The 20823-nt window shown below is 54.2% G+C and carries 18 protein-coding genes; 14 read left to right on the forward strand and 4 right to left on the reverse strand.

Features of this window, described 5'->3' with window-relative positions; translation table 11 throughout:
- The first annotated feature begins 40 nt into the window (after nt 1-40).
- The 7 genes from ACLTX1_RS05460 (at nt 41) to asnA (ending at nt 8892) form a co-directional block, all read left to right on the forward strand.
- Nucleotides 41-1051, forward strand: coding sequence for an aldo/keto reductase (locus tag ACLTX1_RS05460; protein ID WP_316688505.1), 1011 nt, complete (start codon nt 41-43; stop codon nt 1049-1051).
- A gap of 18 nt (nt 1052-1069) precedes the next feature.
- Nucleotides 1070-2473, forward strand: coding sequence for a UDP-N-acetylmuramoyl-L-alanine--D-glutamate ligase (murD, locus tag ACLTX1_RS05465; protein WP_343284760.1), 1404 nt, complete (start codon nt 1070-1072; stop codon nt 2471-2473).
- 303 nt (nt 2474-2776) lie between these two features.
- Complete coding sequence (gene rnr / locus ACLTX1_RS05470; protein WP_412330585.1) at nt 2777-4981, forward strand: ribonuclease R; 2205 nt, start codon at nt 2777-2779, stop codon at nt 4979-4981.
- Between the two features lie 62 nt (nt 4982-5043).
- Complete coding sequence (locus ACLTX1_RS05475; RefSeq protein ID WP_308449893.1) at nt 5044-5223, forward strand: pro-sigmaK processing inhibitor BofA family protein; 180 nt, start codon at nt 5044-5046, stop codon at nt 5221-5223.
- A 60-nt stretch (nt 5224-5283) separates the two neighbouring features.
- Entirely contained in the window at nt 5284-6399 is a 1116-nt protein-coding gene (nagA, locus tag ACLTX1_RS05480; RefSeq protein WP_412330586.1) for an N-acetylglucosamine-6-phosphate deacetylase, read from the forward strand.
- A gap of 77 nt (nt 6400-6476) precedes the next feature.
- Entirely contained in the window at nt 6477-7487 is a 1011-nt protein-coding gene (locus ACLTX1_RS05485) for a hypothetical protein (RefSeq protein WP_412330587.1), read from the forward strand.
- A gap of 403 nt (nt 7488-7890) precedes the next feature.
- Nucleotides 7891-8892, forward strand: coding sequence for an aspartate--ammonia ligase (gene asnA / locus ACLTX1_RS05490; protein ID WP_412330588.1), 1002 nt, complete (start codon nt 7891-7893; stop codon nt 8890-8892).
- Nucleotides 8893-9045: 153 nt separating this feature from the next.
- Here the strand turns inward: asnA and ACLTX1_RS05495 are convergent, their stop codons facing one another.
- On the reverse strand, nt 9046-9807 hold the full coding sequence (locus tag ACLTX1_RS05495) for an SDR family NAD(P)-dependent oxidoreductase (RefSeq protein ID WP_316518040.1): 762 nt from the start codon (nt 9805-9807) through the stop codon (nt 9046-9048).
- A gap of 201 nt (nt 9808-10008) precedes the next feature.
- Between ACLTX1_RS05495 and ACLTX1_RS05500 the strand changes: the two genes are divergently transcribed.
- The 6 genes from ACLTX1_RS05500 (at nt 10009) to ACLTX1_RS05525 (ending at nt 15392) form a co-directional block, all read left to right on the forward strand.
- Entirely contained in the window at nt 10009-11364 is a 1356-nt protein-coding gene (locus ACLTX1_RS05500; RefSeq protein WP_412330589.1) for a YcxB family protein, read from the forward strand.
- Between the two features lie 119 nt (nt 11365-11483).
- On the forward strand, nt 11484-12188 hold the full coding sequence (locus tag ACLTX1_RS05505) for a 5'-methylthioadenosine/adenosylhomocysteine nucleosidase (protein ID WP_308449888.1): 705 nt from the start codon (nt 11484-11486) through the stop codon (nt 12186-12188).
- A 33-nt stretch (nt 12189-12221) separates the two neighbouring features.
- Nucleotides 12222-13379, forward strand: a complete 1158-nt coding sequence (locus ACLTX1_RS05510) for a glycoside hydrolase family 27 protein (protein ID WP_176821126.1) — start codon at nt 12222-12224, stop codon at nt 13377-13379.
- Complete coding sequence (locus ACLTX1_RS05515; RefSeq protein ID WP_308449887.1) at nt 13379-13582, forward strand: hypothetical protein; 204 nt, start codon at nt 13379-13381, stop codon at nt 13580-13582. The genes ACLTX1_RS05510 and ACLTX1_RS05515 overlap by 1 nt, the downstream gene beginning before the upstream one ends.
- 101 nt (nt 13583-13683) lie before the next feature.
- The gene (locus tag ACLTX1_RS05520) at nt 13684-14532 is read left to right on the forward strand and encodes a YhfC family intramembrane metalloprotease (protein ID WP_308449886.1); all 849 of its coding nucleotides are present in this window, start codon (nt 13684-13686) and stop codon (nt 14530-14532) included.
- The gene (locus ACLTX1_RS05525; protein WP_412330590.1) at nt 14529-15392 is read left to right on the forward strand and encodes a GNAT family N-acetyltransferase; all 864 of its coding nucleotides are present in this window, start codon (nt 14529-14531) and stop codon (nt 15390-15392) included. The genes ACLTX1_RS05520 and ACLTX1_RS05525 overlap by 4 nt, the downstream gene beginning before the upstream one ends.
- 57 nt (nt 15393-15449) lie before the next feature.
- Here ACLTX1_RS05525 and ACLTX1_RS05530 read toward each other — a convergent pair whose 3' ends face one another.
- The 3 genes from ACLTX1_RS05530 to ACLTX1_RS05540 all read right to left on the reverse strand — a co-directional run bounded on the left by ACLTX1_RS05530 (nt 15450) and on the right by ACLTX1_RS05540 (nt 19190).
- Complete coding sequence (locus ACLTX1_RS05530) at nt 15450-18008, reverse strand: hypothetical protein (protein WP_412330591.1); 2559 nt, start codon at nt 18006-18008, stop codon at nt 15450-15452.
- Between the two features lie 21 nt (nt 18009-18029).
- Nucleotides 18030-18683, reverse strand: coding sequence for a lysoplasmalogenase family protein (locus tag ACLTX1_RS05535; protein ID WP_395506660.1), 654 nt, complete (start codon nt 18681-18683; stop codon nt 18030-18032).
- A gap of 117 nt (nt 18684-18800) precedes the next feature.
- Nucleotides 18801-19190, reverse strand: a complete 390-nt coding sequence (locus ACLTX1_RS05540) for a hypothetical protein (protein WP_316518059.1) — start codon at nt 19188-19190, stop codon at nt 18801-18803.
- Nucleotides 19191-19741: 551 nt separating this feature from the next.
- On the opposite strand from ACLTX1_RS05540, the gene ACLTX1_RS05545 reads away from it, so the two are divergent.
- Entirely contained in the window at nt 19742-20701 is a 960-nt protein-coding gene (locus tag ACLTX1_RS05545) for an ABC transporter permease (RefSeq protein WP_412330592.1), read from the forward strand.
- Nucleotides 20702-20823 lie beyond the last annotated feature (122 nt).

Here is a 20823-nt window from a genome sequence, read left to right on the forward strand (position 1 = left end):
AAATTTTCGGGTATGTATATTTTGAAAGGACGGGAAAACTATGAAAACAGTGACACTCGGCAATACCGGCATCACGGTCAATCGCAACGGCTTCGGCGCGCTGCCCATTCAGCGCATTTCCGTTGAAGAAGCGGGCAAGCTGCTGCGCAAAGCATACGATAACGGCATCCGCTTTTTCGACACCGCACGCGCGTATTCGGATAGCGAATATAAGATCGGTCAGGCGCTTGCCGATGTGCGCGACGACATCATCATTGCGACGAAAACGGCCTCGACAACCGTTGAAGGCTTTTGGAAAGACCTCGAGACGAGCCTTTCTATGCTGAAGACCGACCACGTGGATATTTACCAGTTCCACACGCCGTCCTTCTGCCCGAAGCCCGGCGACGGCACAGGCCTTTATGAGGCGATGCTGGAAGCGAAAGCGCAGGGCAAGATCCGTCACATCGGCATCACGAATCATCGCCTGCATGTGGCGCGCGAAGCCGTGGAATCCGGCTTGTATGAAACGCTGCAGTTCCCGTTCTGCTACCTTGCGAGCGAAAAGGACATTGAGCTCGTGAACCTATGTAAGGAGAAGAACGTCGGCTTCATCTGCATGAAGGCGCTTTCCGGCGGTCTCATCACGCGCAGCGATGCGGCGTATGCGTACCTTGCGCAGTATGAGAACACGTTGCCCATTTGGGGTGTACAGCGCGAGAAAGAGCTTGACGAGTTTCTTTCCTACAATGATAACCCGCCGGTGATGACGGACGAGCTTGCGGCGTTCATCGAAAAAGAGCACGAGTCCCTCGCGGGCGATTTCTGCCGCGGCTGCGGCTACTGCATGCCATGTCCCGCCGGTATTGAGATCAACCAGTGCGCGCGCATGTCGCTTATGCTGCGCCGCGCTCCGTCCGCCGCATGGCTGACGCCCGAGTGGCAGGCGAAAATGGAGCTGATTGAAAACTGCAAGCACTGCGGCCAGTGCGTGAAGAAATGTCCGTATACCTTAAACACCCCCGAATTGCTCCGCAAGAATCTGGAGGATTACCGCACCTTTTTAAAATAAAGGAGAAAGTTCCGAATTATGACAGCAAACGAATTTTACGCGTCTCTTTCCGGCAAGCGCATCACGTTTGTCGGCGTTGGACGCTCCAACCTGCCGCTCATTGAGCAGTTTAAAGCCCACGGTGCAGCCGTTTCGGTGCGCGATAAGCGCAGCGAAGCGGCGCTGGGCGAAGACGGCGAAGCGCTGAAAAAGCTCGGCGCAAAGCTCATCTGCGGCGAAGACTACCTTGAAAGTATCGACGAAGACATGCTGTTCCGCGCGCCCGGCGTGCCGTATCTGCTGCCCGAGCTGCAAAAGGCCCGTGCAAACGGTGTTGCCGTGACGAGCGAAATGGAAGTCTTTTTCGACCTGTGTCCGTGCAAAATTTACGCCGTGACGGGCAGCGACGGCAAGACGACCACAACGTCCGTCATTGCCGAAATGCTGAAAGCGGCGGGCAAGACCGTGCACCTCGGCGGCAACATCGGCCGCCCGCTTCTGCCGGAGATCCGTGATGTAAAGCCTGAGGATGTGGCGGTGGTGGAGCTTTCGAGCTTCCAGCTTATCTCCATGCGCCGCAGCCCGAATGTCGCGGTCATTACGAATCTGTCGCCGAACCACCTCGACGTGCACAAGGATATGGACGAGTACGTGAACGCGAAGAAGAACGTACTTTTGCACCAGAATGCGTTCGGCCGCACGGTTTTGAACGCGGATAACGCCCTGACGGCGGCCTGTGCCGCTGACACGCGCGGCATGACGTACATGTTCTCCCGCAGAGAGAAGACGAACGGCGCGTGGTGCAGCGCGGACGGCAAAATCTACTTCGGCGACGAATATATTATGGAGGAAAGCGACATTCGCATTCCCGGCAAGCACAACGTCGAAAACTACCTTGCGGCGATTTCTGCCGTGTGGGGCGATGTCTCGAAAGAGGTTATCAGGACTGTCGCGAAAGAATTCAACGGCGTCGAGCACCGCATGGAGTTCGTGCGCGAGCTGGACGGCGTGAGATGGTATAACGACTCCATCGCAACGAGTCCGTCCCGCGCAATGATCGGCACGCTTTCGCTGTATGATTTCAAGATCGTTATGATTGCGGGCGGTGCGGACAAAAAGGTGCCGTTTGACGAGCTGGGCAAGGTCATTTGTGATAAGGTGAAGACACTCGTGCTGCTCGCGCCCGAAAAACCGCTTGAGGGTTTTAAAACGCCGGCCGCGGGGAAGATCGAAGCTGCGGTGCGCGGTGCCGAAAACTACAAGGACGGCGCGCCGGTGATTCTGCACGCAAACAACATGAAGGATGCCGTGCGCCTTGCAAGAGAAAGCGCAGAGCCGGGTGACGTGGTGTCTCTGTGCCCCGCCGCAACGGGCTTTGATATGTACAAGAGCTTTGCCGTGCGCGGTGATATTTACAGAGAAGAAGTGAAAGCACTGAAGTAAGCACAAGCTGACGTGAAAGCGGACGCAAAAGTCTTTGATTAAACTTTCTTCAGAAAGTTTAATCAGATTCCAAAGGTGAAACCTTTGGTCGAGCTCCGAGGAAATCGACTTAGGGCGCTGACCTAATAAACCCAACCGAACGCAAGCGTTCGCTTTCAAGTTTTCTCGAAGAAAACTTGACTAAAGACTTTATTCGTTTTAAGACGAAAGAACAGGGAAACAACAAAACAAGAAATTTGCGCACTCGGCGCCGCTTCGCCGTAGACCGGGCGGGGCGTGATTGTGGAAGATTGGATAGGTATAATGAAACAGTATAACAAGGGAAATGACAGAAACAAGGGCTTTCAGGGCAGAAACGGTCGTTCCGACCGCCGCCGTGACATTCGCGACACGCCCCTGAACCGCATGGAAGAGACGATTTTGGCGACCATGCGCAGCGAGGAAATTCACGACTGGAGCGCACGCCAGCTTTTGAAAAAGGCAGGTGTGCTCGACAAGCTTGCTTTTTACGATGCACTGCGTTCTTTAAAAGACCGCCGCATGATTTTACTTGACCGCGAGCACAATGCGAAGCTTATTCCGGTCGGCGAAGACGTGGAAGCGACGCTCGTTTCGCTCTCGAAGAACTTCGGCTTTGCGCGCCCCGATAGCGGCGGTGACGACATTTTTATTCACGGCAGCGCTTTGCAGGGTGCGCTCGTCGGCGACAAGATCATCGTCGGCGACATTCGCAAGGACGACCGCGGCCCCTCCGGCCGTGTGCGCCGCATCGTAGAGCACAAGCCCGCGCAGACGACCGGCACGGTGAGTATCACCGATGAGGGCATTGAGCTCATCCCGGACAATGCCATTCGCTATAATTTACGTATGCGCGAGCGCGATTTAAACGGCGCGAAAAACGGCGACAAGGTCATGGCATCTTTGGAGCAGGATTACCGCGGTGACTGGGCATATGCAAGCGTGAAGAAGGTCTTCGGCAGCGGCCGCACGGCGCGTGTCTGCGCCGATGCCATTGTAGAGCAGTACGGCATTCCGCATGTTTTCCCGCAGGAAGTGCTCGATGAAGCCGAGCGCGTCGGCAACGAGCCCATCAGCGACGAAGAATACGCAAAGCGCCTTGACCTGCGCGGCGAGCCGATCTTCACCATCGACAGCAAGGACGCAAAGGACCTCGACGACGCCATCTCCGTGAAGCGCACGGACTTCGGTTACACGCTGGGCGTGCATATTGCGGATGTTTCCCACTATGTGAAAGAGGGCTCTGCCATCGATGAAGAGGCTATCAACCGCGGCACGTCTGTGTATTTTGCCGACCGCGTGATTCCGATGCTGCCGGAGGTGCTTTCAAACGGCGCGTGCTCCCTGAACGCGGGCACGGACAAGCTGGCCTTCTCCGCGCTTATCGAGCTCGACAAAGAGGGCCACATCACAAAGTACGATTTTAAAAAGACGATCATCAATTCCAAGGTGCGCGGTGTGTACAGCGAGGTCAACGAAATTCTGGACGGCACGGCATCGGAGGAGATTTTGAACAAATACGCGCCCGTCATGGAGTCCTTGATGTCGGCGAAGGAACTTGCCGATATTTTGAAGGCGAACTCCGCAGCCCGCGGCACCATGGAGCTGGACAGCGGTGAATCGAAATTCATTCTTGATGAAAACGGCATTTGTATCGACATCATGCCGCGCGTTTCCGGCGAAGCGGAGCAGCTCATCGAGCAGATGATGGTGACGGCGAACATTGCGGCGGCGAAATTCTCGCTCGACCATAAATTGCCGTTCCTCTACCGTGTGCACGGCACCCCGGACCCGAAGCGCGTAGAGGAGCTTGTGACGCTGTTGCAGCTCGTGGGCGTTCCGTGCAAGGAGATCGTAAAGCCGAACCCCGAAACGCAGGATTTCGCCGCGATCCTCGACCGCGTGCGCGGCCTGCCGTGCGAGACGCTTGTTTCTCAGCGTTTGCTGCGCACGATGGAAAAAGCGAGATATTCGACGGAGGAGACCGGCCACTTCGGCCTCGCGCTTTCCGATTACAGCCACTACACTTCGCCGATCCGCCGTTACCCGGATACATCCATTCACCGCGTGCTTTCCGCGTTTGTGGAAGGCATGCCGGCAGAAGAGGTGCGCCGCCGCTACGCGCAGTTCTGCGAGACCTCTGCGACGGAATCCTCCCGCAATGAAATTCGCGCGCTCATCGCCGAGCGTGACGCCGAGGACTGCTACATGGCAGAGTACATGAGTCAGCACATCGGCGAGCACTTTGAAGGCACCGTGAGCGGTGTGACGATGCGCGGTGTGTTTGTGCGCCTCGAAAACAGCGTAGAGGGCTTTGTTTCGCTCGACGCGTTCGAGGGCGAGGATTTTGTGTACGACGGCCTTATCACACAGCGCAGTCCGAAGCGCGAATTGACCATCGGCACGCCGCTGCCGATTATCGTGGCTTCCGCCTACGTTGCGACCGGCAAGGTAGACTTCGTGCCGGATAAAGAGAAGCTCGACATTTAAGGTATGAAAAATTCCCTTGCATCATAAGCTTTTCCGACAAGATAAAAATGGGAGGAGAGCGTATGCGGGGAATCAAAAGGCTCATCGGCTCGGCAATGCTGGGCGTTCTGGCGCTGGCGGTTTTGTATTTTACGGCGCCGTACACCGGCGTGTATATTCCCGTCAGCCGGCTCAGCGTGGCGGTATCCGCTGTGCTTGGCGTGCCGGGCGTGACGCTGCTCGTTTTGCTGAGCCTGCTGTAAACGTATAGATGTATTGAAAAGAAAACTGCGGTTTTGCCGCAGCGGAGAGGAGTTTTTACCATGTTTCTGATCAACGCAAACGTACTGGACGACAAATTCTGCCTGCGCAAGGCGGATATCGAGATCGAAGACGGCAAGATCGTGCGCCTTGAGGATTCTTTGCCGTACAAAGAGGAAGACCTCGTTGTGGACTGCGCGGGCTACACCATTGTGCCGGGCTTTGTGGACGTTCACGTGCACGGCGGCGCGGGTGCAGATTCCAGCGACGGCGACGCAGAGGGTCTGCGCAATATGGCGAAGTTCCTGCTGACGAAGGGTGTCACGTCCTTCTGCCCGACCACGATGACCGTTTCCGATGCGGAGATCTTGAAAGCGCTTGAGACGATTCGCTCCTGCATGGACGACAAGGAAGGCGCGAAGATTGTCGGCGTGAACCTTGAGGGCCCGTTCATCTCGCCGAAGAAAAAGGGCGCGCAAGGCGACGAGTTCATTCAGGCGCCGGATTACGACGTGTTTAAGAAGTATTACGATTCCTGCGGCGGCATCATCAAGCTTGTGGACATTGCGCCCGAGTGCGACGTGCGCGGCGATTTTGTAGAGAAAGCCTCGAAGCTCTGCACCGTTTCCATTGCGCACACCGCAACGGATTACGACGGCGCGGTGGACGCGTTCAAAAAGGGCGTAACCCATGCGACGCACCTGTATAACGCGATGTCCGGCCTTGCACACCGTGCACCGGGTGTCGTGGGCGCGGTGTTCGACAACGAAAACGTCTGCGGTGAGCTCATCTGTGACGGCATCCACATTCACCCGGCTGTGGTGCGCACGACGTTTAAGCTCATGCCGGAGCGCGTGTGCGTCATCAGCGACGCGATGCGTTTGAGCGGCGTGGAAGACGGCGGCCAAGGCATGCTGGGTGTGAATATGGTCACCGTAAAGGACGGCAAGGCGACATTGCCGGACGGCACCATTGCAGGCTCTGTTACAAACCTGCACGCGGAACTCAAGAACCTCGTTTCCTGGGGCATTCCGCTGGAGACCGCCGTGCGCGCCATGACGCTGACCCCGGCGAAGGAGATCGGCATGGAAAACGAGATCGGCAGCCTTGCACCCGGCAAGTGCGCAGACCTTGTTGTGCTCGATGAGAACCTCGAGATTGTCGCGGTCTACCACTGATGCTTTTGCCTTTGCCGTGCGGCCTTGACGGCGGGGCATGAGGATAGAATTAGGGAAGAACAGAAAGGAAAGAAAATATGTATTGCACAAATTGCGGAAGAAAGCTACCCGAAGACGGCTCGCCGTGCGTTTGCCGGCAGCAGCCCGCACAGCCCGAGCAGCAGACGTACACACAGCCGGTGCAGCCGCAGCAAAACTACGGCGCACCCACGCAGAATTTTCAGATGCCGCCGCAGTATTACGCGCAGCCGCCGGTGCAATACCCGGTGCAGCGACCGATTACACCCGTGCACGGTGTGCTGAAAAGCTTTTTCGCGTCTCCGCTGTTCCTTATTACGGCGATTCTCTTTTCGGCGAATTTGCTGTTTCAGATCATCGCAAGCCTGTTCCCGCAGGATCCGGCGTATATCGTAAATCAGATTTACAGCAACCTGCCGTATGAAATGCAGTTTATTGTTTCGCCGGGCGACCTGTACAGTGCGCTTTCAGATGCGCAGAGCGGCACCACGGTCGGTACGGTCATCGGTATGCTTATTACAGGCGGCTTAATGGCTGCCGCGTACTGGATCACGTACATATCTGCGAAAAACCCGAGTGTTCCGGCGGCAAAAACGGCCGGCCTCACCATCATGAAGGTGTTCAGCATCATCAATCTTGTTGTGATGAGCTTTGCGGAGGTGCTGTGCGTTGTTCTTGCCGTAATCTTCGGTGTTGCCCTTGCCGGCAATGACTACGGCTACATGGATGAGATGATGAGCGTTATCTTTGGCATTCTCATTGCGGCCTGCATCATCGGCTTTGTCGTGCTCATTTTTGAGATCATTTACGAAGCAAAGATCATAAAGATGCTGAACAGCGCGAAGAACGCGATGCTGACGGGCATGGTTCCGAATAAGGCTTCCATGTTTGTGGCGGTCATCTGCTTTATTTCGGCGGCGGTGTCGTTCTTCTCTGTTTTCGGCGATGCGGTACTGTACGGCTGGATCCGTGTTCCGCTCGGCCTGACGAGCGTTGCGCTCAACGTGCTTTATGGTCTGCTTGTTCTGCAGTTTAATAAGATGCTGAAAAACGCAGGCATGGCTCGATAAAACAAAATAAGTGAACGCGACCTGCTCCCGGCCGCGGCAGGACGGTGTAGTTCCGCTGCGCGGGGGTGGGTTCTTTCTAAAAGGCTTCGATTTTCGGGCGTTTTTGTGCTACCGTTTAGCTTTTATGAACTTGCGCTGCAAGTTCATTGGGAGACCCCCTAATTGGGTCTCCCACACTTTAACAGTCCACCGGACTGTTAAAGTTCCCGTCCTGATTTTTTGAATGCAAAAAGATTTCGCCATTTGCGAATGGCGACTTAGGACGCTGCCCTAAGAACCCGCCGCCTTTGAAAAGGCGGGCGAAACTTTTAACCATGGTTACCGCAGGCTGCGAAAAATCTTTACAAATCTTTTTCCGTGCGCTACAATAGGGGAAAGATTGTTTTGAAATGGGGTTTTATAGATGGTGAAGATTCCCGAAAATTACACGCCGAGCCTTGGCCTTTACGAGACGCAGAAGGCAATCGGTCTGATCAAGAACGTATTTCTCGTCAAAATTTGTGCGGCGCTGCATCTAAAGCGCGTCACCGCGCCGCTGTTCGTCGACCCCTCCACGGGTCTGAATGACGACTTAAACGGTGTGGAGCGCCCGGTCGAGTTTGACATTCCGGCAGTCGGCGGCAACGCGCAGGTGGTGCATTCCCTTGCAAAGTGGAAGCGCCTTGCGTTGCATGATTACGGCTTTTACGTGGGCAACGGCCTTGTGGCGGACATGAACGCCATTCGCCGCGACGAGGAGCTCGACAATCTTCACTCCATCTATGTGGACCAGTGGGACTGGGAGAAGGTCATCGACCGTGACACGCGCAACATGGCGTACCTGGAAGACACGGTGCGCCGTATCGTCAGCGCCATCTGCGGCACGCTGGACGAATTAAAGTGGCAGTTCTCCGGCCTTTCCACCGAGCTTTGCCGCGACGTGTATTTCATCACGGCGCAGGAGCTTGAGGACCGCTACCCTGACCTCACCCCAAAGCAGCGCGAGAACGTCATCGTGCGCGAGCACCGCACGGTATTCATCGAGCAGATCGGCGGCGTGCTCAAAAGCGGCAAGCCGCACGACGGCCGCGCGCCGGACTACGATGACTGGAGCATGAACGGCGACCTGCTGTTCTGGCACGAGCCGCTTGGCATGGCGCTGGAAATCAGCAGCATGGGCATCCGCGTGGACGAAAATTCGCTTGCGGCGCAGCTTAAAATTGCGGGCTGCGAAGCGCGCGCGGAGCTGCCGTTCCACAAAATGCTTTTAAACGGCGAGCTGCCGCTCACCATCGGCGGTGGCATCGGGCAGTCGCGCCTTTGTATGCTTCTGCTCGGCAAAGTACATATCGGCGAGGTGCAAGCTTCCCTCTGGGACGAGGAGACCCGCCGCATCTGTGCCGAAAAGGGCGTTATCCTGCTGTAATTGTGCTTGAAGCTGAATAAAACGGAAGCCCTCTGCTGCGGTTCTTACTTTGCAGCAGGGGGCCTTTTCTATGCCGAAAAAATCTATAAAGACGGAAAAGTGTTTTAGCGTTCGCGGAGTTCAGCTGAATTTTTAACCGACAAAGAGGTATGCTCAGCACTTCGTCCACTTCATCAAAAGCGATTTTGGCAGGATATGCGCTAAGAAGCGGTAGAACTTATAAAATCCGCCCATGGTGCAGGCGCTTTTGCCTTTTAATCCGGCTTTCAGGGCGCAGGTCGCCATTTTTGCGGGCGACTGGTGCGGCAGCATGTCGAGCGTGCGGCTTTTATGCGCGGGGCGGTCGGCAACCTGCCAGAACTCCGTAATCATCGGGCCGGGGCACACGGCAAGGACGTTGATCTTTTTGGGCTTTAATTCCTCACGCAGCGCGCGGGAGAAGCTTTGCACGTACGCCTTTGTGGAGCAATACACTGCCATGCGCGGTGTGGGCGCAAACGACGCGATGGACGAGATGTTCAGGATAAGCCCGCCCGTTTTCATATACGGCAGGCTGTACCGCGTGACGGCGGTCAGTGCGCGGCAGTTCAAATCGATCATCGCGGTCTGGCTTTCGACGTCGCTTGTCGCAAAATCGCACAGCTTGCCAAAGCCCGCATTATTGATGAGCAGTGAAATTTCCGGCTTTTCGCGTTCAAGCAAAGCGTTAAATTGTTTTAATGCGGCGGAGTCGGTGAGGTCGAGCGCGATGGGGCGCAGATTTTTTTCCGGGAACTGCGGCTTTAATGCTTCCAAGCGGTCTTCGCGGCGAGCGATGAGCCAATAGGTGTCGATCTCCGGGCAAAGGGTGACAGCGGCGCGTAAAAACTCGATGCCAAGTCCTGAGGAAGCGCCTGTGATCACGGCGATTTTCATAGTGACTGTCCTTTCAAAATTTTCCGATGGTTGTGTCTCCATTCTACCGCCGCTTCAGCTGCCTGTCAAACGCCTTTTTGGACAATTTGTAAATTCGCGCGAAAAAAATGCAAAAAACGGTATAAATTTTCGTGAAAGTGTGGTACAATGGCAATAATTACTGTGATGCGTACGCACCGTGTACGCAGAAAGGACGCATACATGACAAATCAAAGAAAAAGCATGCGCTTTATAGGCTGTCTGCTGGCAGTTTTCATGCTGGCAGTTGTTTTTTGTCTGCCGGCTTTGGCGGACAGCGCATCATCGAACACATACACGATTCCGGACACGAACATGACCGTCACAATCCCCGAGGGCGCGACGGTGCTTTCCGTCGATACCCCGGCGGGCGATGCCGCGTGGAGCAAGGCAGGCATTTTGGACGCGAGCGAGAAGATCAAGGAAATGCAGAAAAACGGGACCACGGCGGAGATTGTTGCGGCAAACGGCGATACCATAGCCGTAGCGGCGAAGTCTTCCGATTACGCGAACTCCGTTTTTAACCTCAATAATCTGGATGAAAAGGGCAAGAAGGATTTTTTGAAATACATGGAGCCGTCTTCCATGGACGGCAGCACGACCGGCACCATCACGTGGTACGACCACGCACAGATTCCGTTCTTTATGATCGACATCTGTGCGGAGAATATCAAGGAGGAGGGACCCGTGTACGAGCGCCTCTATGGTACGCTGTACGACGGCAAGATTGTTTCGTTTGACCTCTTCGGCGATACGAAAGAAATCTCGGAGGAGACGGACGCATTCATGCGCGCCGTGGTCGATTCCGCCGTCATCTCTGCCTTTGCGGAAGCACCTACGATTGAAAACGGTTTGAGCAGACAGAGCGCTGTGACGCTCGGCGCAGTGGGTGTGCTCATTGTGCTGCTCATCGTTTACTTTGTGACGACGCACAGCCGCAACAAGCGTGAAAAGCAGCTTAGAAAAGAGACGGCGGATCGCCTTGCGGAATACCGCCGCTCGAAGCAGGACGACGAATCCGTCGGTACGGGCGCGTTGCGTTTTGTAAACGAGACCGACCACGACGACGCGGCCATCAAGACGTTCGCGAACTATCAGGCGTATCACTTGCAAATTTTCATGCCGGTGTTCACGGTCGTTTTGAGCGTCATCGCGCTGTACGTCGTGTGGCAGCTCGGCAATTTCGACAGCAACTGGTGGGTCATGCTACTGCTTATCGGCTTTGCGATTTACAGCCTTTATAAGCTTGCGACGGCTTCCACCAACACGGCAAAGGTGCTTATGCGCTCCTACGGTAAGCTGCGTAACCGCCGCGCCGCGTACTATTTCTACGATGGCGACTTCCGCATCACGGGTTTACAGGCTTCTAACCTGCACCCGTATTTCCAGATCAGCCGCATGTATGAGACGAATGAATATTTCTATATGTATTTTGGCGAGGGCAATACGTACTTTATCCGCAAGGACGGCTTTAAGCAGGGAGACGCCGATGCGTTCCGCACCTTTATGAAGGAAAAGCTCGGCAAGCGCTTTAAGTAAAAGCAACAAATAAACAACAAAATAATAGGAACGCGCAACAAATGAAAATCGACCGCGCGGGCTTTATGCGGTATAATAGGGGCGCTTTGAAAGCAGCCCCGAAAGAGAGGATTTCTTACATGATCGGTATTATCGGAGCGATGGAGATTGAGGTCGCGGGCATCACCGCGGCGCTGACAGACCATAAAACGGAAACGCTGTGCGGCGTTACGTTCCACACGGGCAAGCTGAACGGCACGGACGTTGTCGCCGCAAAATGCGGCGTGGGCAAAGTGAACGCGGCCATGTGCACGGCGGCGATGATCCTCAGCTACGCGCCGTCCGTCGTCATCAACACGGGCGTTGCGGGCGGCATCGGCGAGGGCGTGAAGATCGGCAATATGGTCGTTGCGTCCCACACCGTGCAGTACGATTACGACACCACCGCCATCGGCGAGCCGAAAGGCTTCGTAATGATCGGCAGTGAGGGTGTTGTGCAGCTGCCGACGAGCGCGAAGCACAATGCGGTGCTCGAAAAGTACGCCGAGAAGATCTACAACGGCGTGCACACGGGCGTCATTGCGACCGGCGACCGCTTTGTGGCGGATCCCGCCTTCTGTTTGCAGCTGAAAGCCGAGTTCGGCGCAATCTCCTGCGAGATGGAGACCGGCGCTGTGGCACAGGTGTGCGCGGTGAATAAAACGCCGTTCTGCGGTCTGCGTGCCATCTCCGATAACGCGAACGACGAGGGCAGCGTCGATTTTGAGACGTTTGCAAAATCCTCTGCGGAAAAGTGCATCGAGCTTTTGAAAGATGCTGTGGGTGAGCTGAACGAAGTGCAGTAAGACAGTTTGGTTTAGAGCGAAAGGAAAGAATGTATGCAGAACAAATATCTTGCCATGACCCCGCCAATGGGTTGGAATTCATGGAACACCTTTACATGGAACATCAACGAAGACCTCGTGTGCGGCGCAGCAGACGCTCTGTGCGCAAGCGGCCTTAAAGATAAAGGCTATGAGTACGTCGTCATCGACGATTGCTGGAGCCTCAAGCAGCGCGACGAAAACGGCCGCCTTGTGCCGGATCCGGAGAAGTTCCCGCACGGCATGAAGGCTGTGGCGGACTATGTGCACTCGAAGGGCCTCAAGTTCGGCATGTACTCCTGCTGCGGCACGCACACCTGCGCGGGCTACCCGGGCAGCTTTGAGCATGAGTTCGTAGATGCCGAGACGTTTGCTTCCTGGGGCGTCGATTACCTTAAGTACGACAACTGCTATAAACCGAAGCACATGGACGGCGAAGTGCTCTACAAGCGCATGTCCCTTGCGCTGCGCAACTGCGGCAGAGACATCGTGCTCTCCGCCTGCAACTGGGGCAACGAAGACGTGCACAGCTGGATCAGAAGCTCCGGCGCACAGCTGTTCCGCTCCACGGGCGATATTCAGGATAACTGGGAATCTGTAAAGAACCTGTTCCTCTCTCAGCTCGATAAGACGGCGTTCAGCGGCCCGTACTGCCACAACGACATTGACATGCTCATCGTCGGCATGCACGGCTCCAGCAACAACGAGTTCATCGGCAACATCGGCTCCTGCTCCGACCTCGAATACCGCTCGCACTTCGCACTGTGGGCCGTCATGGGCTCCCCGCTGATGATTGGCTGCGACGTGCGCAATATGACCGATGTGACGCTTGAAACGCTCGGCAACGAAGACCTCATCCGCATCAACCAGGATATCGAGTGCCGCGCGCCGTACTGCATCCGCCAGTGGAACAACCCGGAGAACGTCATGGCACTCGTAAAGCCCCTTTCCGACGGTTCTCTTGCCATCTGCTTCGTAAACTTCGGCGATAAAAAGAGCGAAATGTCCCTGCAGTTCTGGGATATGGGCATCTCTTATGCGGAGAACATCGGCCTCTCCTTCTACAACTGCTATACAAAGCAGGATGAGGGCAAGTTCGCCGAGCGCTACGTGGCGCAGGTGGAGCCGCATGACACCATGGTGTTCATTGCAAAGCCCGTGAAGCTGAAATAATGGCAAACTATAAAACCTGCCGCACCTGCGGCGCACCGCTCCACGATGACGACATCGCCATTTACCGCAAGCTCGTCTACCGCGGCGCGGAGGACTTTTTGTGCATACAGTGCCTTGCGGATTATTTCAAGTGCCCGAAAGAGGAAATCGAAAAGCGCATCCGCTATTACCGCGAAAGCGGCGTGTGCACGCTGTTCCGCTGATTCTATCCCGTAAATTAACACCGCCGGAGGATTTTTTTGCCTTCCGGCGGTTCGGCGTTTTCATTTATAAGAAATCCATTTCGCAAAAAGGAGATACCACTATGGCCGATACCATATCTGTCAGTATCATTATCACGTTTGCAGCAGAGCTGCTGTTTTCGCTTGCGCTGCCCATCCTTGCCCTTGTCATCTGGAAAAAGAAGGAGGGCACAGAGCTTCGCCCGGCGTGGATCGGCGCGGCGGCCTACTTTGTGTTCGGTATGGTGCTGGAGCAGCTCATCAATGCCGCTGTGCTCGGCACGGGCAGCTCCGCCGTTTCCGCGTTCCTGCTCGGCCACCCGTGGCTTTACGCCGTGTATGGCGGTCTTTCGGCTGGCATTCTGGAGGAGACCGCACGCTTTCTCGTATATAGAACGATGCTGAAGGACAGCGTGGGCCGCGAAAACGCTGTTACGTTCGGCGTCGGCTTCGGCGGGCTCGAGTGCATCATGGTGCTGGGTCTTACGGTGCTCTCTACGCTCATGATGTCCATCTCGTTCAATAACATGGGAGCAGAGGCGTTTGCCGCGCAGTATGCGAACTCGGAGTACCAGATCGTCCTTGAGACCATCGCGGAGATCAATGCCATCAGCCCTCTTGCCGGCGTGATGAACTGCGTGGAGCGCACTGCGGTGTTCGCACTGCAAATTGAGCTTTCCGTTTTGATGTTCGGCGTGGTGCGTTCGCAGAAATTCTGGCTGTACCCCGTCAGCATCCTGCTGCACGCGGTTGTTGGCTTCCTCGCAGCGCTGTATCAGACGAACGTGCTTACCTCCGTCTATCTTTTGGAGGTGCTGCTCGTTGTGTACGCCGTGGCGGTCTTCTTCCTCGCACGCAAGGTCTACGGTGAGCTGCCCATGGAAAAATCGCGCGAGCTTGACCATTTCGGCAGAGTGATTAAGCGCAAATGAGTTTAGAGGTTAAAGCCTGTGCCGCACTTACAGAGCCGGAGCGTGCAGAAATTCTCGCGCTGCAAAATGAAGTATACAGCGGCGAAAATCTAAAGAATACGGTCTGGCTGCAAACGGAAAGCCACTTTGACCGCACCGTACCGTGCTTTTATCTCGGTCGTGAAAACGATGCGCTCACTGCATTTTTGTCGCTGTTTCTGCCGACGCAGGAGGAGGCCGAGGTAACGGCGTTCACGAAGCAATCCGCGCGAAATTGCGGGCAATTCACGGCACTTTTGCACGCCGCCGCAAAGGAAATGCAGGTGCACGGCGTGCCTGATTTTTTGTTTGACCTCGAGCCGCAAAGCGAAACGGGAAAGGCGTACCTTAAAAAGCACTTTCCGAACGCCGTCCACAGCCACACGGAATATCGCATGACGTGCGAGCCGGCGGTTTTCCCACTGCCGGAAAACATAACCGTAAAGTGTGTGACGGGGGAGACGCTCGCGGACTATCTGTCCGTTTCCCTGCGCAAATATAAAAATTTTGAAGCCGCAAAAGAGATGCTCCTCGCCGAAAATCGCACGGCGTATGTGCTGTATGTAAACGGTGAGCCCATCGGCGTGTTTGACCTCGCGGGGGAAAAAACGGACGAAACGTTGTCCCTCTGCGGCGTGGCGGTAAAAGCCGGTGAGCGCGGCAGGGGCTACGGCAAACTCCTTATGCGCGCGGCGCTGACTGAAGCCAAAAACGCGGGCAAAGGCATCGAGCTCGACGTCGATTCCGAAAACCCGTCCGCCTTAAATTTATACCGCTCTTTCGGCTTTGCGCCGACTTTTGAAGTGGAATACTGGCGTGTGTCCGTGCACGATTGCCTGTAAAAAATGACCCCCGCACTCTCGTGTGTTAACGAGAATGCGGGGGCGTTTAAATTCAACTTATTGCACAAAAAGCCGCACTTTTCCCGTGATGCCACTCGCGGGCAGTGTCATATACGTCGAAAAGAAATCCTGCATACGCTGTGCAAGCGTGTTGCAGACGAACACTTCTACGTCGTTTTCGCCCGCTTTTACGGCTTCCGTAATATCCCAGCGGTACGGGCGGCAGATGCGCTGCCCCATGTCCTTTCCGTTTACGAACAGCCGTGCCGTTACGCCGACGTTTTCAAATTCAAGCTCTACGTGTGCCGTATCGTTTATGTTGAGCTTTGTCTTATACCGCATTTCGCCGGAGAACTCCGTTTCACCGTTTTTGCCCGTGATGTTAAAAAGCTTCGAGCTTTTACGGAACGGCCTGAATTCTGTCTCCTTGCCCGTCTCACGCAGGTCAATGTCCCACAGCGTCTCAATCTCCGCCATATGCAGACCCTCGGATTTCTCCGGAAAGCCTGCCCATTCATCTTCCGTAGCGCTGCCGAAAATGAGGATCACCGATTGCCCCGCTTCAAGTGCGAGCTCGACTGTGCCGTCTGCCGTCTCGCCACGCGTATAGACACCGTTTAACAGATCCGTCGCGATGTATTTGCCGCTGACGGGCAGCGAAAGCGTCTCCTGTACCGCGTTCGGCGCTTCGTTGAAGACAAAGAAGCTTGTCGCTTCGCCGCGCGTGAACTTTGCAATGCGCAGCAGGTGCTCCTTTGCGTTATATTCGTGCGCGAGGCCGCTTCCTTTGATGTGCGCTGCAAGCTTTTGAAGCGGCACGATCTCGTTTTCACTGATATTCACGCAGTCCGGTGCGTAATCGACAAAGAATACCGGCACGCCTGCGTTTTTGAGCGCTTCGCAGATTTTTGCAAAGCGCTCCGGCAGCTTTCTGCACGCCGGCACGACGAGGTATTTGTACCCGCGCCCAAAGCGTCCGTTGTTCTTTTCCGCCGTCTCCAGATAATCGAGCGGCACGATGTCGTAGAAAATTTGCGCGTCATAGCACGCTTTTGCAGGCTTTTGCGTCAACATGGCGCTTGATTTGTCCATCCACTCGGCTTCCGCGTGGTATAAAATTGCGCCGGAGGCTTCCATTTCCGCGCCGTACAGATAGTGCGCCGCACGGTTCACGTAGTGCATCAGCTGCGTGAAGCCCGCAAACTGCGGGTCGTTGCCGTCTGCGCCAAAGTGCGGCGGACAGTCGCGGTCGGGGAAGAAATCGTCAAATGCGTGCGGCACAAAGTGGTTTACTCCGCGCACAAGCAGGAAGTCCATCAACCATTTCATGACGTTCGCGCCTTCTGCCCAACCGTATGCGCCGAACACCTCGCACATGGCGCGACCATTCATGTTCGGATTTTGCCGCGCGTGCGAAGCCGCAAGCTGCCCCAAAACGTAGTGGAAGAATTCGCCGTCCACCATGCCGCCCGAGACGAGCGCCGCCGTTTTGTAGTCGGCCATGCCGGGCATTACCTGGTGCAGCACAATGTCTATGCCACTCATGTCCTGCCCGTCGAGCCCGCGGAAGTAATGTCCCGCACTGCACCCAAGACGCGCGTGCGCGTTCATGTCTTCAATCAAATGCCCAATGTATTGCACACCGTGCGCACGGCACCAATCGCCGAGCGGATAGGAGAAATTCTTTTTCCAAAGCAACGTCACGGCGTCCATGTACGCAAGGCGAATTTCCGCGGTCAGCTCGTCATGTGCATACCACAAAATCGGCAGATAGAGCGTCGGCTCGTCGATGCCGTCTTTTGCCATGCGCACGGCGACCGCGTCGCGCCATGGCAGCATCACGCCGGGTTGGCCAACCGAACGGTTATAGATACCGGTGTCGCACCCCGTCATGCCAAAATGCGGCGCGTCAAAGCCCGGCTCATCGGAGAAAAATCCCGCGAGCGTGTTGCCGAAATACTTTGCATAGTGGTCGTAATGCGGCTCGTACACGGCTTCAATGAGCTTGTGCACCGATTCTTTTGAGAGCATGTCGATATAGTACTTTTTGTTTTCTTCGCCGCTGAACGTCTCAAACACGAAAAATACGCGGTAAAGCCCCTCGGGCACACTGAAATATACGAATTTATCCTCCGGCTGCACGTCAAGCTCAATCGGTTCGCCGGTCAGCTCTTCATCTTTGCCCGTGCGGCGGAACAGCACGGCGGAAACGAGCTTTTCCTCCGGCGTGTGCATTGGCACCAAGACGGACGCTTCCGCCATGGGTCCCATCACGTCCACATGCGATTCCCGCAGGAATTTTCGACGCAGGTTCAGGTCTTCGTGCTCTAAAATACTGTTTGCGTAGCCCGTCGGGAAATGCTTATCGTCGAGAATCCACACGCGCATGCCGCGCTTTTCGGCTTCCGCCAAAATAATGTCCATCGTCTTCCACCACGCGTCCTCGCAGAAGTGTTCATACGGGCGCGATTCCACACAAAATGCGCGGCAACCGCTCTCATAGATCTTCTGTACGCGTGCGGGAATCTCCGCGTCGTGCCCGTCGTGCTGCCAGAAAAACGGCAGCAGGTAGTTTTCCGTTTTATTTTCCAGTATACTTTTCAAAATTGGTTCCATTTGAATTCCCCCAAAAGAGTTTTATAAATAAACCTGTATCGACGCCATCGCGTACACGGCGAGGTAATATAGGATCAGTGCACCGTTTTTCTGTGTGCCCGTAATGCCGCAGATGAAATCCCGCGCAACGAACAAGTCCGAAATGCAGAACGCCGCTGCACCCAACGCGAACAGTATCCACTGCGGCGAGACAGCAAACGGCAACGTGCCCGCCATAGCTGTCATGAACGAAAGCACGAGCGGGTACAGCACCATCGGGAGCAGCATAGAGCCGAGCGAATGCAGATATTGCCGAAAAATCAGTGCAATGATGCCGTAAATAATCAAAGCTGCAACGACCGTGCCCCACCGAAACCCGCCGAGCTGTGCAATATACCCGATAAGCACAAGGTGCGCGAGTCCGAACGAGATTACGCCGAAGCGAAAATCGCGCTCAATGACAAAATCCGCGATGCAGCAGAATAAAAGCGCCAAAGCGAGCAGCCACGCGTTCGCCGGGCGATTAAACAACACGATGCCGAGCACCGCCGTGATGACCGCTACGAACGTTGCGCCGCACTTTGCGGCTGAGCGCCACATCGTGCTGCCGAACGAGCGCGTGGTATTATAGACGTAACAGAACGAGAGCATCATCGGCAATGAGATGAGTGGCCAAAGCACACGAAACACGCGCATAAAAATGCCTCCTTTTCCACAATTATAACAAATGTCCCCGTAAAATCAAGCAAAAGAAAAGCCACCGACAGAGGATCGGCAAAATCCACTGTCGGCGGCGTGTTGACTTGTTAAATATTACCCATGAAAGCCGTAGCTGATGCACCAGAAGACGCACACAACGGCAAGCACGATGCACTGCACGATGAGCAAAGCACGGGAAATGGTGCGCTTATTGATGCCGGAGTTCGGGGAGAAGCTCCAAACGGCAGCCATGATAAGTCCCAAAACCGGAACGAGCTGGATGAGGAACATCATCACGCACTCGGAAACGGAAAGCGCAATGGTGTTTTCCGGCAGATATTCCACGGCGCGGCCGGGTCTGGAGGAAGCCTGCACAGCGTTATCATACAAAACCGGTGTTACGCCCTGGTTATAAACCGTTGCGCAGGGGGTCTCGATATCGGAACGAATTCTTTCCGGGTCCCTCGGCTGTATATTTTTTGTATAGGTTTCATTGAGCATCATAAAAGGTCTCCTCCTTATAAAACGGACGGTTCAAGTAAAAAGTGTTTTTATCTCGCGGACATATTTCCGCGTCTCTTCCTGTATACAGAATAACATGAAAAGGGCATTTTATCAAGTATTATCTAAAAAAAGGTAAAGTTTATTGCGCTGCTTACGCTTTAAATGCTTAAATTGTTCACAGCATATACGCAATTTGTCCGCGATACAAATACACTTTGCAACTTGATAAACCCGGTAATTCATGCTATTTTAAAATTGACCTTATTATACGGCAATTTTTGAGAAAGAAGGAAAAAATATGCAGCTTTGCAGTGTAAAAGCTCCATGCGAAGTCTGACCCCGGGCGGGTCCGCATGGAGCGTTTAGCCATGCCGAAAAGTTATGTGAAAGCGGAAAGCTTAGGAAGACGATGTCGATTGATTTAACGCCGGTCAGCGGCAAGGGAGCTTTCGTTCGAGACCCGTTAAGATACGGTGCGGTAGCAGTTTGTGAACAGCTTCGTATTAAAACTGCATAATCCTTTACGGGATAATTTGACAGGGATTCCAAAGTTGAGATTAAATATTGACAAAATGGTATGTCAGAATAGACAAGGGAAAATTAAGAAAAAAGGCAGCTTTACACGCAATCTCCCGCTGTATCTTTTGATGATTCCCGGTCTTCTTTATCTTATCATCAACAATTATCTGCCGATGTTCGGCTTGACCTTTGCATTTAAGAAAATCAACTATACAGTCGGTGTTTTTGAAAGCCCGTGGGTGGGTCTGGATAACTTCACCTATCTTTTTAAGACAAGTGACGCCTTTGTAATCTTCCGCAATACACTTTGCTATAATCTGGCATTTATCGTACTCGGTACGGTTTTGGCAATCGTTGTGGCGATTTTCCTTGAGCAGGTACGCACGAAAATGCTGCGTGTTTATCAGACGAGCATTCTGATTCCGTATCTTCTGTCCATTACGGTTGTCAGCTATCTGGCATTTGCATTTCTCAGCTCGGATAACGGTTTTATCAACAATTCAATCTTAAAGCTGCTTGGTATGGACGAGATCAGCTGGTATTCCTCGCCGAAATACTGGCCTTTTATCCTCACGTTCATTTATCTGTGGAAAAGCTTCGGCTATTCGTCTATCCTCTATTTTGCGACTCTGATCGGCATCGACGATTCTTATTATGAGGCGGCGGTTATTGATGGTGCTTCCACATGGCAGCAGATTCGTCACATCACGCTCCCGTGCCTCAAGACCACAATCATTACGTTGGTTATTATGCACATCGGCAGAATGTTCTATTCGGATTTTGGTCTGTTTTATCAGGTGCCGATGAACAACGGTCTTCTGTTCAGTGTAACAAACACAATTGATACGTATGTTTACCGCGGACTCCTGCAACTCAACGATGTTGGTCGTTCCTCGGCAGCCGGTTTCTTACAGTCTATTCTCGGTTTTGTTCTGGTTATGATTACGAATATGATTACGAGAAAGATCGATAAAGAAAGCGCGTTGTTCTGATTATACGGGAAAGGGATGATACTATGATTACCACAAGTAAGTCTGCTAAAATTATACCGCATATTGTTCTGATAATCTTAACGTTGGTGTGCTTGCTTCCGCTCTTGCTCCTGTTGATGGCA

Origin of the sequence: Hominenteromicrobium sp. (assembly GCF_046974225.1) — a bacterium.
In the GTDB taxonomy this organism is placed as follows: Bacteria; Bacillota; Clostridia; order Oscillospirales; family Acutalibacteraceae; genus Hominenteromicrobium; species Hominenteromicrobium mulieris.